Below are 15,368 nucleotides of genomic sequence, written 5' to 3'. Positions count from 1 at the left end.
GTTGTTGTAATGTCTTTTTCAGGCCGGCATAATGGTCGGCCTGATTTTGTTTTAGGTCAGTAGCTCAATTGGCAGAGCGACGGTCTCCAAAACCGTAGGTTGGGGGTTCGATTCCCTCCTGACCTGCCAGATTCACTTGGTGTGTCTGGCTTTCTTTTCACAGGATCTTCATAGATGACTCCTAAAGCTGAAGCTCAAGGCTCTCGCTTCGATCTGCTCAAGTGGCTAGTAGTAGTTGCTTTGGTGGTTGTTGGCGTTGTTGGCAATCAGTATTACTCTGCTTCGCCGATCCTGTATCGCGTACTTGCATTGCTTGCCATCGCTGCTGTAGCTGCCTTTGTAGGCCTGCAGACTGTGAAGGGCAAGTCTTTCTTTGTACTGGTTAAGGAAGCTCGCACCGAGATTCGTAAAGTCGTATGGCCAACTCGCCAAGAAACCACGCAGACCACGTTGATCGTTGTGGCTGTTGTTCTGGTTATGGCGTTGCTGTTGTGGGGGCTTGATTCCCTGCTCGGCTGGCTTGTTTCCTTGATTGTCGGCTAAGGGTGTCCCGTGGCTAAGCGTTGGTACGTTGTGCATGCTTACTCCGGTTACGAGAAGCATGTCATGCGCTCGTTGGTAGAGCGCGTAAAGCTGGCTGGCATGGAAGATGGCTTCGGCGAAATTCTGGTTCCCACTGAAGAAGTGGTTGAAATGCGTAATGGCCAGAAACGCAAAAGCGAGCGCAAGTTCTTCCCAGGTTATGTGCTGGTCCAGATGGACATGAACGAGGGTACTTGGCACTTGGTCAAGGATACTCCTCGGGTGATGGGCTTCATCGGCGGTACTGCTGATAAGCCTGCACCGATTACAGATAAAGAGGCAGAAGCGATTCTGCGTCGTGTCGCTGATGGTAGTGACAAGCCGAAGCCGAAGACGTTGTTCGAGCCAGGTGAGTCGGTACGTGTCAATGACGGTCCGTTTGCTGATTTTACCGGCACGGTCGAAGAAGTTAACTACGAAAAGAGCCGGATCCAAGTGGCGGTGCTCATTTTCGGTCGCTCTACTCCGGTAGAGCTAGAGTTCAGCCAGGTCGAAAAGGTCTAGCTGAGCAAGCATCCCAACCCCGCAGCCTTAGGCTGTGGGGTTTTGTCGTCACTGGGATAAACGCGCAAGTAACCGGGGAGCCTTTCGAGGCGTTCGAACCCGTAATTGGAGTGCCTCATGGCCAAGAAGATTACCGCTTACATCAAGCTGCAAGTGAAGGCCGCTCAGGCTAACCCAAGCCCACCTGTTGGTCCTGCTCTGGGTCAGCACGGCGTGAACATCATGGAATTCTGCAAGGCTTTCAACGCCCGTACTCAGGGTATTGAACCAGGTCTGCCGACTCCAGTGATCATCACTGTCTACAGCGACCGTAGCTTCACTTTCGAAACCAAGTCCACCCCTGCTTCGGTTCTGCTGAAGAAGGCTGCTGGTCTGACTAGCGGTTCCGCTCGTCCGAACACCGTTAAGGTTGGCACCGTGACCCGTGCTCAGCTGGAAGAAATCGCGAAAACCAAAAACGCGGATCTGACTGCAGCTGATATGGACGCAGCCGTGCGTACTATCGCCGGTTCTGCTCGTAGCATGGGCCTTAACGTGGAGGGTGTGTAATGGCTAAGTTGACCAAGCGTCAAAAGGCTATCGCCGGCAAAATCGAAGCAGGCAAGTCCTACAACTTTGTAGATGCTGCCGCTCTGCTGGCTGAGCTGTCGACTGTCAAGTTCAGCGAGTCGTTCGACGTTGCTGTAAACTTGGGCGTTGACCCGCGTAAATCTGACCAGGTTGTTCGTAGCGCTACTGTGCTGCCACACGGCACTGGTAAGACTGTTCGCGTAGCTGTGTTCACCCAGGGTCCAGCTGCTGAGGCCGCTCTGGCTGCCGGCGCTGACCGTGTAGGTATGGACGACCTGGCTGCCGAAATGAAAGGCGGCGACCTGAACTATGACGTAGTTATCGCATCCCCGGATGCCATGCGCGTTGTTGGTCAGTTGGGTCAGATCCTGGGTCCGCGCGGCCTGATGCCTAACCCTAAAGTCGGCACCGTAACGCCAGACGTAGCTACGGCGGTTAAAAACGCCAAGGCTGGTCAGGTTCGTTATCGCACCGACAAAAACGGCATCATTCACACCTCCGTTGGCAAAGTCGGCTTTGACGCCGTCAAGCTGAAGGAAAACGTTGAAGCCCTGATCGCTGATCTGAAGCGTATCAAACCAGCTTCGTCGAAAGGTATTTACGTCAAGCGCGTTACCCTGAGCACCACCATGGGTCCAGGTCTGGTCATCGACCAAGGCTCGCTCGACGCGTAAGACACAGATTGGCGCAAGCGATTGCGCCAATTGAAAGATTGGGGTCCCTGCCTTGCGGGGGCTATCCAAGACCGTAGGCGGCGCAAGTCTTAAACCTCAAGCCTACGCAGATGGTGCTCCCGGTTCCTTACCGAATCAGACACCAAAACGACATCTAGCCTCGGTTGGATGAAACGGTAACAAGCAGGAGTTTTTCCCGTGGCAATTAAACTTGAAGACAAGAAGGCCATCGTCGCTGAAGTCAACAAGGCTGCCCAAGTTGCTCTGTCCGCTGTCGTGGCTGATGCCCGTGGCGTAACAGTAGGCGCTATGACCGGACTCCGTAAAGAGGCTCGTGAAGCTGGCGTTTACGTACGTGTTGTACGTAACACCCTGCTCAAGCGCGCCGTTGCTGGCACTCAATATGACGTGCTCAACGACGTGTTCACTGGCCCGACCTTGATTGCATTCTCCAAAGAACATCCGGGCGCTGCTGCTCGTATCTTCAAAGAGTTCGCAAAAGGTCAGGATAAGTTCGAGATCAAGGCAGCTGCGTTCGAGGGCAAGTTCCTCGCGGCTAATCAGATCGACGTACTGGCAAGCCTGCCGACCCGTGACGAAGCAATTTCTCAGCTGATGAGCGTGATTCAAGGCGCAACCAGCAAATTGGCTCGTACTCTGGCGGCTCTTCGCGACCAGAAAGAAGCCGCTGCAGCCTAAGGCTGAGCGACACCTTTCAGCGTTTATTGTTTATTTCGATGGCCGCGTAGGCTGTCACCCCAATACAGGAATTTATAGTCATGTCTCTGACTAACGACCAAATCATCGAAGCAATCGGCGAAAAATCCGTTCTGGAAATCGTTGAGCTGATCAAGGCCATGGAAGAGAAGTTCGGCGTTTCTGCTGCCGCTGCTTCCGCTGGTCCAGCTGCTGTCGCTGCTGTTGTTGAAGAACAAACTGAATTCAACGTCATGCTGCTGGAAGCTGGCGAGAAGAAAGTTAACGTGATCAAGGCAGTACGTGAACTGACCGGTCTGGGCTTGAAAGAAGCCAAGGCAGTAGTTGACGGCGCTCCTGGCGTGGTTCTGGAAGCTGTTTCGAAAGACGCAGCTGACAAAGCCAAAGCCACTCTGGAAGAAGCAGGCGCTAAAGTCGAGCTGAAGTAAGCATCGACTTTGCTCCTCCAGCCCGAGCGTTAAGCGAAAGGCTGATGGCTGGTGGCTCTTGCCACCGGCCTTTTTCCGTTATTGGCAGCCGACTGGGTCGGTGCTGGTAACGAGCGGTAACCACCCGATGCGGTGGCGCAAACCATGGGGTTTGCACGATTTTCTGGCTGCTCCCGTCGGGAGGGGCCAAACAAGCAGGTGACCAAGCTGGGGAACGCTGATGGCTTACTCATATACTGAGAAAAAACGTATCCGCAAGGACTTTAGCAAGTTGCCGGACGTCATGGATGTGCCGTACCTCCTGGCCATCCAGCTGGATTCGTATCGTGAATTCTTGCAAGCGGGAGCGACTAAAGATCAGTTCCGCGACGTGGGCCTGCATGCGGCCTTCAAATCCGTGTTCCCGATCATCAGCTACTCCGGCAATGCTGCGCTGGAGTACGTCGGTTATCGCTTGGGCGAACCGGCATTTGATGTCAAAGAATGCGTATTACGCGGTGTAACTTACGCCGTACCTTTGCGGGTAAAAGTGCGCCTGATCATTTTCGACAAAGAATCGTCGAACAAAGCGATCAAGGACATTAAAGAGCAAGAAGTCTACATGGGTGAAATTCCCCTGATGACCGAGAACGGTACCTTCGTAATCAACGGTACCGAGCGTGTAATCGTTTCCCAGCTGCACCGTTCCCCGGGCGTGTTCTTCGACCACGACCGTGGCAAGACGCACAGCTCCGGTAAACTGCTGTACTCCGCGCGCATCATTCCTTACCGCGGTTCGTGGCTGGACTTCGAGTTCGACCCGAAAGACTGTGTGTTCGTGCGTATCGACCGTCGTCGCAAGCTGCCTGCATCGGTACTGCTGCGCGCGCTCGGCTATACCACTGAGGAAGTGCTTGACGCGTTCTACACCACCAACGTCTTCCACGTGCAGGGTGAAAACCTCAGCCTGGAACTGGTGCCTCAGCGCCTGCGTGGTGAAATTGCTGTCCTGGATATCCTGGATGACAAAGGCAAGGTTATTGTCGAGCAAGGTCGTCGTATTACCGCTCGCCACATCAACCAGCTGGAAAAAGCCGGGATCAAAGAGCTGCAAGTGCCTCTGGACTACGTCCTGGGTCGCACTACCGCCAAGGTCATCGTGCATCCGGCAACCGGCGAAATCCTGGCAGAGTGCAATACCGAACTGAACACCGAAATCCTGGCAAAAATCGCCAAGTCCCAGGTTGTTCGCATCGAAACTCTGTACACCAACGATATCGACTGCGGTCCGTTCGTCTCCGACACTCTGAAGATCGACTCCACCAGCAACCAATTGGAAGCGCTGGTCGAGATCTATCGCATGATGCGTCCAGGCGAGCCGCCAACCAAAGACGCTGCCGAGACTCTGTTCAACAACCTGTTCTTCAGTCCTGAGCGCTATGACCTGTCTGCGGTCGGCCGGATGAAGTTCAACCGTCGTATCGGTCGTACCGAGATCGAAGGTTCGGGCGTGTTGTGCAAAGAAGACATCGTTGCGGTGCTGAAGACTCTGGTCGACATCCGTAACGGTAAAGGCATCGTCGATGACATCGACCACCTGGGTAACCGTCGTGTTCGCTGCGTAGGCGAAATGGCCGAGAACCAGTTCCGCGTTGGCCTGGTACGTGTTGAGCGTGCGGTCAAAGAGCGTCTGTCGATGGCTGAAAGCGAAGGCCTGATGCCGCAAGACCTGATCAACGCCAAGCCAGTGGCTGCGGCGGTGAAAGAGTTCTTCGGTTCCAGCCAGCTTTCCCAGTTCATGGACCAGAACAACCCGCTGTCCGAGATTACCCACAAGCGTCGTGTTTCTGCACTCGGCCCTGGCGGTTTGACTCGTGAGCGTGCTGGCTTTGAAGTTCGTGACGTACACCCGACTCACTACGGTCGTGTATGCCCGATTGAAACGCCGGAAGGTCCGAACATCGGTCTGATCAACTCCCTGGCCGCTTATGCGCGCACCAACCAGTACGGCTTCCTCGAAAGCCCGTACCGTGTGGTGAAAGACGCTCTGGTCACCGACGAGATCGTGTTCCTGTCGGCCATCGAAGAAGCTGATCACGTGATCGCTCAGGCTTCGGCCACGATGAACGACAAGAAAATGCTGGTCGACGAGCTGGTAGCTGTTCGTCACTTGAACGAGTTCACCGTTAAGGCGCCGGAAGACGTCACCTTGATGGACGTATCGCCGAAGCAGGTAGTTTCGGTTGCTGCGTCGCTGATCCCGTTCCTCGAGCACGATGACGCCAACCGTGCGTTGATGGGTTCGAACATGCAGCGTCAAGCTGTACCAACCTTGCGTGCTGACAAGCCGCTGGTCGGTACCGGCATGGAGCGTAACGTAGCCCGTGACTCCGGCGTTTGTGTCGTGGCTCGTCGTGGCGGCGTGATCGACTCCGTTGATGCCAGCCGTATCGTGGTTCGTGTTGCTGATGATGAAGTTGAAACCGGTGAAGCTGGTGTCGACATCTACAACCTGACCAAATACACCCGCTCCAACCAGAACACCTGCATCAACCAGCGTCCGCTGGTGCGTAAAGGTGATCGGGTTCAGCGTAGCGATATCATGGCTGACGGCCCGTCCACCGACATGGGTGAGCTGGCGCTGGGTCAGAACATGCGTATCGCGTTCATGGCCTGGAACGGTTACAACTTCGAAGACTCCATCTGCCTGTCGGAACGAGTTGTTCAAGAAGACCGCTTTACCACGATCCACATTCAGGAACTGACCTGTGTGGCACGTGACACCAAGCTTGGGCCAGAGGAAATCACTGCAGACATCCCGAACGTGGGTGAGGCTGCACTGAACAAACTGGACGAAGCCGGTATCGTTTACGTAGGTGCTGAAGTAGGCGCAGGCGACATCCTGGTTGGTAAGGTCACTCCGAAAGGCGAGACACAACTGACTCCGGAAGAGAAGCTGTTGCGTGCCATCTTCGGTGAAAAAGCCAGCGACGTTAAAGACACTTCCCTGCGTGTGCCTACTGGCACCAAGGGTACCGTCATCGACGTACAGGTCTTCACCCGCGACGGCGTTGAGCGTGATGCTCGCGCACTGTCGATCGAGAAGACTCAACTCGACGAGATCCGCAAGGACCTGAACGAAGAGTTCCGTATCGTTGAAGGCGCCACTTTCGAACGTCTGCGCTCCGCTCTGGTCGGCCACAAAGCCGAAGGCGGCGCCGGGCTGAAGAAGGGGCAGGACATCACCGACGAAGTTCTCGACGGTCTTGAGCATGGTCAGTGGTTCAAACTGCGCATGGCTGAAGATGCTCTGAACGAGCAGCTCGAGAAGGCTCAGGCCTACATCGTTGATCGCCGCCGTCTGCTGGACGACAAGTTCGAAGACAAGAAGCGCAAACTGCAGCAGGGCGATGACCTGGCTCCAGGCGTGCTGAAAATCGTCAAGGTTTACCTGGCAATCCGTCGCCGCATCCAGCCGGGCGACAAGATGGCCGGTCGTCACGGTAACAAAGGTGTGGTCTCCGTGATCATGCCGGTTGAAGACATGCCGCACGATGCCAATGGCACCCCGGTCGACGTTGTCCTCAACCCGTTGGGCGTACCTTCGCGTATGAACGTTGGTCAGATCCTTGAAACCCACCTGGGCCTCGCGGCCAAAGGTCTGGGCGAGAAGATCAACCGGATGATCGAAGAGCAGCGCAAAGTCGCTGAACTTCGTAAATTCCTCGACGAGATCTACAACCAGATCGGCGGTCGTAACGAAGATCTGGATAGCTTCTCCGATCAGGAAATCCTGGATCTGGCGAAGAACCTGCGTGGCGGCGTTCCAATGGCCACTCCAGTGTTCGACGGCGCCAAGGAAAGCGAAATCAAAGCCATGCTGAAACTGGCAGACCTGCCAGAAAGCGGCCAGATGCAGCTGACCGACGGCCGTACCGGCAACAAGTTCGAGCGCCCGGTTACTGTTGGCTACATGTACATGCTGAAGCTGAACCACTTGGTAGACGACAAGATGCACGCTCGTTCTACCGGTTCGTACAGCCTGGTTACCCAGCAGCCGCTGGGTGGTAAGGCGCAGTTCGGTGGTCAGCGTTTCGGGGAGATGGAGGTCTGGGCACTGGAAGCATACGGTGCTGCTTACACTCTGCAAGAAATGCTCACAGTGAAGTCGGACGATGTGAACGGCCGTACCAAGATGTACAAAAACATCGTGGATGGCGATCACCGTATGGAGCCGGGCATGCCCGAGTCCTTCAACGTGTTGATCAAGGAAATTCGTTCCCTCGGCATCGATATCGATCTGGAAACCGAATAACACGTGACGCGAATCGAGAGCGGGGCAGGATTGCCCGCTCTCTGCTCCGCCAGGAGGAAAGGCCTTGAAAGACCTACTGAATTTGCTGAAAAACCAGGGTCAAGTCGAAGAGTTCGACGCCATCCGTATTGGATTGGCATCGCCTGAGATGATCCGTTCGTGGTCGTTCGGTGAAGTTAAAAAGCCGGAAACCATCAACTACCGTACGTTCAAACCTGAACGTGACGGCCTGTTCTGCGCCAAGATCTTTGGCCCGGTAAAGGATTACGAGTGCCTGTGCGGTAAGTACAAGCGCTTGAAGCACCGTGGTGTGATCTGCGAGAAGTGCGGCGTTGAAGTCGCGCTGGCAAAAGTTCGTCGTGAGCGCATGGCGCACATCGAACTGGCCTCGCCAGTTGCCCACATCTGGTTCCTGAAATCGCTGCCGTCGCGTATCGGCTTGCTGATGGACATGACCCTGCGTGATATCGAACGCGTTCTCTACTTCGAGAGCTATGTCGTTATCGACCCAGGCATGACCACCCTTGAAAAAGGCCAGCTGCTCAACGACGAGCAGTACTTCGAAGCGCTGGAAGAGTTCGGCGACGATTTCGATGCCCGCATGGGTGCCGAAGCTGTCCGTGAACTGCTGCACGCTATCGATCTGGAACACGAGATTGGCCGTCTGCGTGAAGAAATTCCGCAAACCAACTCCGAAACCAAAATCAAGAAGCTGTCCAAGCGTCTGAAGTTGATGGAAGCCTTCCAGGGTTCCGGTAATCTTCCAGAATGGATGGTGCTGACCGTTCTGCCGGTTCTGCCGCCAGATCTGCGTCCACTGGTCCCGCTGGATGGCGGTCGCTTCGCGACTTCCGACCTCAACGATCTGTATCGTCGAGTGATCAACCGTAACAACCGCTTGAAGCGCCTGCTTGATCTGTCCGCTCCGGACATCATCGTGCGCAACGAAAAGCGTATGTTGCAGGAAGCCGTCGATGCACTGCTCGACAACGGTCGTCGTGGCCGCGCTATCACTGGTTCTAACAAGCGTCCTCTGAAATCCCTGGCTGACATGATCAAGGGTAAACAAGGTCGTTTCCGTCAGAACTTGCTCGGTAAGCGTGTTGACTACTCCGGTCGTTCGGTAATTACCGTAGGTCCGACCCTGCGTCTGCACCAGTGCGGTCTGCCGAAGAAGATGGCTCTCGAGCTGTTCAAGCCGTTCATTTTCGGCAAGCTGGAAATGCGTGGTCTCGCTACCACCATCAAAGCCGCCAAGAAGATGGTCGAGCGCGAGCTGCCTGAGGTTTGGGATGTTCTCGCTGAAGTGATCCGTGAACACCCGGTTCTCCTCAACCGTGCACCGACCCTTCACCGTCTGGGTATCCAGGCGTTTGAACCAGTACTGATCGAAGGTAAGGCTATCCAGCTGCACCCTCTGGTCTGTGCTGCGTACAACGCCGACTTCGACGGCGACCAAATGGCCGTGCACGTACCGCTGACACTGGAAGCCCAGTTGGAAGCGCGTGCGTTGATGATGTCGACCAACAACATCCTGTCGCCAGCCAACGGTGAGCCAATCATCGTTCCTTCGCAGGACGTTGTATTGGGTCTGTACTACATGACTCGTGAAGCGATCAATGCCAAAGGCGAAGGTCGTGTGTTCGCGGATCTGCAAGAAGTTGACCGTGTGTTCCGTGCCGGCGAAGCCGCACTGCACGCTAAAGTCAAAGTGCGGATCCACGAAACCGTTAACGATCGTGATGGTGGCAGCGTCAAGAACACCCGTATCGTTGACACTACTGTCGGCCGTGCGCTGTTGTTCCAGGTTGTTCCACCTGGTCTTTCGTACGACGTCGTCAACCAGCCGATGAAGAAAAAGGCGATCTCCAAGCTGATCAACCAGTGCTACCGCGTGGTTGGTTTGAAAGAGACCGTGATCTTCGCTGACCAGTTGATGTACACCGGTTTTGCCTATTCGACCATTTCCGGCGTTTCCATCGGTGTTAACGACTTCGTTATCCCGGATGAAAAAGCCCGCATCATCAATGCTGCCACTGATGAAGTGAAAGAGATCGAAAGTCAGTACGCCTCCGGCCTGGTAACCCAGGGCGAGAAGTACAACAAAGTGATTGACCTTTGGTCCAAGGCGAACGACGAAGTTTCCAAGGCGATGATGGCGAACCTCTCGAAAGAGAAAGTCATTGACCGCCATGGCGTCGAAGTCGACCAAGAGTCCTTCAACTCGATGTACATGATGGCCGACTCGGGCGCGCGGGGTTCTGCTGCGCAGATCCGTCAGCTCGCCGGTATGCGTGGCCTGATGGCCAAGCCGGATGGTTCCATCATTGAAACGCCGATTACTGCGAACTTCCGTGAAGGTTTGAGCGTACTTCAGTACTTCATCTCTACTCACGGTGCTCGTAAAGGTTTGGCGGATACCGCGTTGAAAACTGCGAACTCCGGTTACCTGACTCGTCGTCTGGTAGATGTGGCGCAGGATCTGGTTGTGACCGAGATCGATTGCGGCACCGAGCATGGCCTGGTAATGACTCCGCACATTGAAGGCGGTGATGTTGTTGAGCCATTGGGTGAGCGCGTATTGGGTCGTGTCATTGCCCGTGACGTGTTCAAGCCAGGTACCGAAGAAATCATCGTTCCTGCCGGTACGCTGGTAGACGAGAAGTGGGTTGAGTTCATCGAGCTGAACAGTATCGATGAAGTGATCGTGCGTTCGCCGATCAGCTGCGAAACCCGCTACGGCATTTGCGCCAAGTGCTACGGCCGTGACTTGGCACGTGGTCACCAGGTGAACATCGGTGAAGCGGTCGGCGTCATCGCTGCCCAGTCCATCGGTGAGCCGGGTACCCAGCTGACCATGCGTACGTTCCACATCGGTGGTGCGGCAAGCCGGACCTCCGCGGCCGACAGCGTTCAGGTGAAGAATGGCGGTACCGTCCGTCTGCATAACCTGAAGCACGTTGAGCGAGTGGATGGTTGCCTGGTTGCTGTGTCCCGTTCCGGTGAGCTGGCGATCGCTGATGACTTCGGTCGTGAGCGCGAGCGTTACAAGCTGCCGTACGGTGCTGTGATTTCGGTTAAAGAAGGTGACAAGGTCGACGCTGGCGCAATCGTGGCCAAGTGGGATCCGCACACTCACCCAATCGTTACCGAAATGAAAGGTACCGTGACCTACGTGGGCATGGAAGAAGGCATCACGATCAAGCGTCAGACTGACGAATTGACCGGTATGACCAACATTGAAGTACTCGACGCCAAAGACCGTCCAGCTGCCGGTAAAGATATCCGTCCTGCTGTGAAGATGGTTGATGACAACGGCAAGGATCTCTTGCTGCCGGGTACCGACGTAATTGCTCAGTACTTCCTGCCTGCCAACGCCCTGGTCGGCGTGGCGGACGGTGCGAAAATCGCGATCGGTGATGTTATCGCTCGTATTCCGCAAGAGACTTCGAAAACCCGTGACATCACCGGTGGTCTGCCGCGTGTTGCCGACTTGTTCGAAGCCCGTCGTCCGAAAGAAGCCTCGATTCTGGCTGAAGTCAGCGGCACCATCGCGTTCGGTAAAGAGACCAAGGGCAAGCGCCGTCTGGTCATTACCCCGAACGATGGTAGCGATCCGTACGAAGAGCTGATTCCTAAGTGGCGTCACCTGAACGTCTTCGAAGGCGAACAGGTAAACCGCGGCGAAGTTATCTCCGACGGCCCGAGCGATCCACACGATATCCTGCGTCTGCTGGGTGTGAGTGCGCTGGCCAAGTACATCGTGAACGAGATCCAGGACGTTTATCGTCTGCAAGGCGTGAAGATCAACGACAAGCACATCGAGACCATCCTGCGTCAGATGTTGCGTAAGGTTGAAATCGCTGAGTCCGGCGATTCAACTTTCATCAAGGGCGACCAGATGGAATTGACTCACGTTCTTGTAGAGAACGAGCGTTTGGCTGGCGACGAGAAATTCGTTTCCAAGTTCACTCGCGTGCTGTTGGGTATTACCAAGGCGTCGTTGTCCACCGAATCGTTCATCTCGGCGGCTTCCTTCCAGGAAACCACTCGCGTACTGACCGAAGCGGCGGTAACCGGCAAGCGCGATTACCTGCGCGGCCTGAAAGAAAACGTGGTCGTAGGTCGTCTGATCCCGGCGGGTACCGGTCTGGCATATCACAGCGAGCGTAAGCGTCGTCGTGAAGCTGACAAGCCGTTGCGTGTAAGCGCCAGTGAAGTGGAAGCTGCACTGACCGAAGCGCTGAACTCAAGCGGTAACTGAGTTCTGCGATTAATGAGCGTGAGGCCCTGGTCGCTCCGTTCGTCGAATCGAGACAAATTGTCGAGATTGGATGAGCGGGGAGGTCGGGGCCTTTCCTTGACTGGGGACAAGATCCTCTTTAGACTCTTGTACCCCTAAATTTGGCGGGAATTCGTTCCTGCCATTTTGCTTTTCTTGCAAGACAATAGCGTCGCAAGACAACAGTGGAGCTAGTAGATGGCAACTATCAACCAGCTGGTACGTCAGCCGCGTAAGCGTATCGTCGAGAAATCCGACGTGCCTGCGCTGCAGAACTGCCCGCAACGTCGTGGCGTATGCACCCGTGTGTATACCACCACGCCGAAAAAACCTAACTCGGCACTGCGTAAAGTATGCCGTGTGCGTCTGACCAACGGTTTCGAGGTTTCCTCGTACATCGGCGGTGAAGGCCACAACCTGCAAGAGCACAGCGTGGTACTGATCCGCGGCGGTCGTGTAAAAGACTTGCCAGGTGTTCGTTATCACACCGTACGCGGTTCTTTGGATACTTCCGGCGTTAAAGGTCGTAACCAGGGTCGCTCGAAGTACGGTACCAAGAAGCCTAAGTAGTAGTGGCTTTTTGTAAAAACTGATTTTCTATTTTTCTGAGTCGATAAGAGTAAGGTCGGAGGCGTCCCGAAAGGGGACCGATTCCGAGCGAACCTGAAGACCGTTTGAGGGCTTATCCATGCCAAGAAGACGCGTAGCAGCCAAGCGCGAAGTGCTTGACGATCCAAAATACGGAAGCCAAATCCTGGCCAAGTTCATGAACCACGTTATGGAAAGCGGCAAGAAAGCCGTTGCCGAGCGTATCGTTTATGGCGCGCTGGACAAGGTTAAAGAACGCAAGAACAGCGATCCCCTGGAAATCTTCGAGAAAGCTCTCGACGCCATCGCTCCGCTGGTCGAAGTAAAGTCGCGCCGTGTAGGCGGTGCTACTTACCAGGTTCCGGTCGAAGTTCGTCCGTCCCGTCGTAACGCTCTGGCAATGCGCTGGTTGGTAGACTTCGCCCGTAAGCGCGGCGAGAAGTCTATGGCTCTGCGTTTGGCTGGCGAACTGTTGGACGCCGCTGAAGGTAAAGGTGCTGCAGTTAAGAAGCGTGAAGACGTGCACCGTATGGCTGAAGCCAACAAGGCTTTCTCGCACTACCGCTTCTAATTTTAGCGTCACTAATTTTGCGAGGGCTTTATGGCTCGTACAACACCGATTAATCGCTACCGTAACATTGGTATCGTTGCTCACGTGGATGCTGGTAAAACCACCACCACCGAGCGCGTCCTTTTTTACACTGGCAAAAGTCACAAGATGGGCGAGGTGCATGACGGCGCCGCGACCACAGACTGGATGGTTCAGGAGCAGGAGCGTGGTATTACCATTACTTCTGCTGCTATTACCGCCTTCTGGCAGGGTTCCGAGAAGCAGCACAAAGACCAATACCGCTTCAACGTCATTGACACCCCGGGCCACGTTGACTTCACCATTGAAGTTGAGCGTTCCCTGCGTGTTCTCGACGGCGCGGTCGTTGTGTTCTGCGGCACTTCGGGTGTTGAGCCTCAGTCGGAAACCGTATGGCGTCAGGCCAACAAGTACGGCGTTCCACGTCTTGTTTACGTAAACAAGATGGACCGTGCTGGTGCCAACTTCCTGCGCGTGATCGGTCAGATCAAGCAGCGTCTGGGTCATACCCCGGTGCCAATCCAGTTGGCTATCGGTTCTGAAGACAACTTCCAGGGTCAGATCGACCTGATGGCTATGGAAGCTGTTTACTGGAATGACGCTGACAAAGGCATGGTTCCAGTTCGCAAGCCAATCCCTGCTGAACTGCAGGAACTGGCTGACGAGTGGCGCGGCAATATGGTTGAAGCTGCGGCTGAAGCCAGCGAAGAGCTGATGAACAAGTACCTCGAAGGTGAAGAACTCACCAACGCGGAAATCAAGGCCGCTCTGCGTCAGCGTACTATCGCTGGTGAGATCGTTCTGGCTGTTTGCGGTTCTTCCTTCAAGAACAAGGGTGTTCCCCTGGTTCTCGACGCCGTTATCGATTACCTGCCTGCACCAGTTGATATTCCTGCCATCAAGGGTACTGACCCGGATGACGAGACTATCGATCTGGAGCGTCATGCAGATGACAGCGAGCCGTTCTCGGCTCTGGCTTTCAAAATCGCTACCGATCCATTTGTGGGTACTTTGACTTTCGTCCGCGTTTACTCGGGCGTGTTGGCCTCCGGCGACGGTGTGATCAACTCGGTCAAAGGCAAGAAAGAGCGCGTGGGTCGTATGGTGCAAATGCACGCAAACGCCCGTGAAGAAATCAAGGAAGTGCGCGCTGGCGACATCGCGGCCTTGATCGGCATGAAGGACGTCACCACTGGTGAAACTTTGTGCGACGCTGCCAAGCCAATCATCCTGGTTCGCATGGACTTCCCGGAGCCGGTTATTTCGGTTGCCGTAGAGCCTAAGACCAAGGATGACCAGGAAAAAATGGGTGTCGCTCTGGGCAAACTCGCTCAGGAAGATCCATCTTTCCGCGTCAAGACTGATGAAGAGACTGGTCAAACGATCATCTCTGGTATGGGCGAGTTGCACCTGGACATCCTGGTTGACCGGATGCGCCGTGAGTTCAACGTCGAAGCCAACATCGGTAAGCCTCAGGTTTCGTATCGTGAGCGCATCACGAAGAACTGTGAAATCGAAGGCAAATTCGTTCGCCAGTCCGGCGGTCGTGGTCAGTTCGGCCACTGCTGGATCCGTTTTGCTCCTGCTGACGAAGGTCAGGAAGGTCTGCAATTCGTGAACGAAGTAGTGGGTGGTGTTGTTCCTAAGGAATACATCCCGGCGATCCAGAAGGGTATCGAAGAGCAGATGAAGAACGGCGTTGTTGCCGGCTATCCGCTGATCGGCCTGAAGGCCACTGTGTTTGATGGTTCCTACCACGACGTCGACTCCAACGAGATGGCGTTTAAGGTGGCTGCTTCCATGGCGACCAAGCAACTGGCCCAGAAGGGCGGTGGTGAGTTGCTTGAGCCGATCATGGCTGTAGAGGTTGTTACACCTGAAGACTATATGGGTGACGTGATGGGCGACCTTAACCGTCGTCGCGGCATGATCCTGGGTATGGAAGACACGGTTTCCGGCAAAGTGATTCGTGCCGAGGTTCCGCTGGGTGAGATGTTCGGTTATGCGACCGATGTCCGTTCCATGTCCCAAGGTCGCGCAAGCTACTCTATGGAATTCAAAAAATACAATACGGCTCCGTCGCACATCGTCGAAACCGTTACCAAAAAACAAGGCTGATTCAGCCCCTTTAGGCTAGGAG

Annotated in this window: 11 protein-coding genes and 1 tRNA gene; all 12 read left to right on the top strand. The window is 55.0% G+C overall.

Annotated features, from left to right (window positions below; translation table 11 throughout):
• Positions 1–53 precede the first annotated feature (53 nt).
• The 12 genes from ACA068_RS26490 (at position 54) to fusA (ending at position 15,346) form a co-directional block, all read left to right on the top strand.
• Positions 54–129 (top strand) — tRNA-Trp (locus tag ACA068_RS26490).
• A 45-nt stretch (positions 130–174) separates the two neighbouring features.
• Positions 175–543, top strand: a complete 369-nt coding sequence (secE, locus tag ACA068_RS26485) for a preprotein translocase subunit SecE (protein WP_008145488.1) — start codon at positions 175–177, stop codon at positions 541–543.
• 9 nt (positions 544–552) lie between these two features.
• Complete coding sequence (nusG, locus tag ACA068_RS26480) at positions 553–1,086, top strand: transcription termination/antitermination protein NusG (RefSeq protein WP_007896622.1); 534 nt, start codon at positions 553–555, stop codon at positions 1,084–1,086.
• 117 nt (positions 1,087–1,203) lie between these two features.
• A complete protein-coding gene (rplK, locus tag ACA068_RS26475) occupies positions 1,204–1,635 on the top strand; it encodes a 50S ribosomal protein L11 (protein ID WP_003210097.1) in 432 nt (143 codons plus the stop codon).
• Positions 1,635–2,330 carry a 50S ribosomal protein L1 gene (gene rplA / locus ACA068_RS26470; RefSeq protein WP_007896626.1) on the top strand — a complete coding sequence of 232 codons (696 nt, stop codon included), beginning with the start codon at positions 1,635–1,637 and terminating at the stop codon, positions 2,328–2,330. The genes rplK and rplA overlap by 1 nt, the downstream gene beginning before the upstream one ends.
• A gap of 198 nt (positions 2,331–2,528) precedes the next feature.
• On the top strand, positions 2,529–3,029 hold the full coding sequence (gene rplJ / locus ACA068_RS26465; protein ID WP_010467255.1) for a 50S ribosomal protein L10: 501 nt from the start codon (positions 2,529–2,531) through the stop codon (positions 3,027–3,029).
• Positions 3,030–3,109: 80 nt separating this feature from the next.
• Entirely contained in the window at positions 3,110–3,475 is a 366-nt protein-coding gene (gene rplL, locus ACA068_RS26460) for a 50S ribosomal protein L7/L12 (protein ID WP_008145490.1), read from the top strand.
• A 220-nt stretch (positions 3,476–3,695) separates the two neighbouring features.
• Complete coding sequence (rpoB, locus tag ACA068_RS26455; RefSeq protein WP_497305859.1) at positions 3,696–7,769, top strand: DNA-directed RNA polymerase subunit beta; 4,074 nt, start codon at positions 3,696–3,698, stop codon at positions 7,767–7,769.
• A 64-nt stretch (positions 7,770–7,833) separates the two neighbouring features.
• Positions 7,834–12,033 carry a DNA-directed RNA polymerase subunit beta' gene (gene rpoC, locus ACA068_RS26450; RefSeq protein WP_497305857.1) on the top strand — a complete coding sequence of 1,400 codons (4,200 nt, stop codon included), beginning with the start codon at positions 7,834–7,836 and terminating at the stop codon, positions 12,031–12,033.
• A gap of 216 nt (positions 12,034–12,249) precedes the next feature.
• Positions 12,250–12,621, top strand: coding sequence for a 30S ribosomal protein S12 (gene rpsL, locus ACA068_RS26445; RefSeq protein WP_002555494.1), 372 nt, complete (start codon positions 12,250–12,252; stop codon positions 12,619–12,621).
• Positions 12,622–12,739: 118 nt separating this feature from the next.
• Positions 12,740–13,210 carry a 30S ribosomal protein S7 gene (gene rpsG / locus ACA068_RS26440; protein WP_010490886.1) on the top strand — a complete coding sequence of 157 codons (471 nt, stop codon included), beginning with the start codon at positions 12,740–12,742 and terminating at the stop codon, positions 13,208–13,210.
• A 30-nt stretch (positions 13,211–13,240) separates the two neighbouring features.
• Positions 13,241–15,346, top strand: coding sequence for an elongation factor G (fusA, locus tag ACA068_RS26435; RefSeq protein WP_283181874.1), 2,106 nt, complete (start codon positions 13,241–13,243; stop codon positions 15,344–15,346).
• Positions 15,347–15,368 lie beyond the last annotated feature (22 nt).

The organism is Pseudomonas sp. LBUM1660, assembly GCF_059695935.1.
The sequence above is the reverse complement of the archived record's forward strand: the minus strand, read 5'-3'. Positions and strand labels throughout refer to the sequence as shown.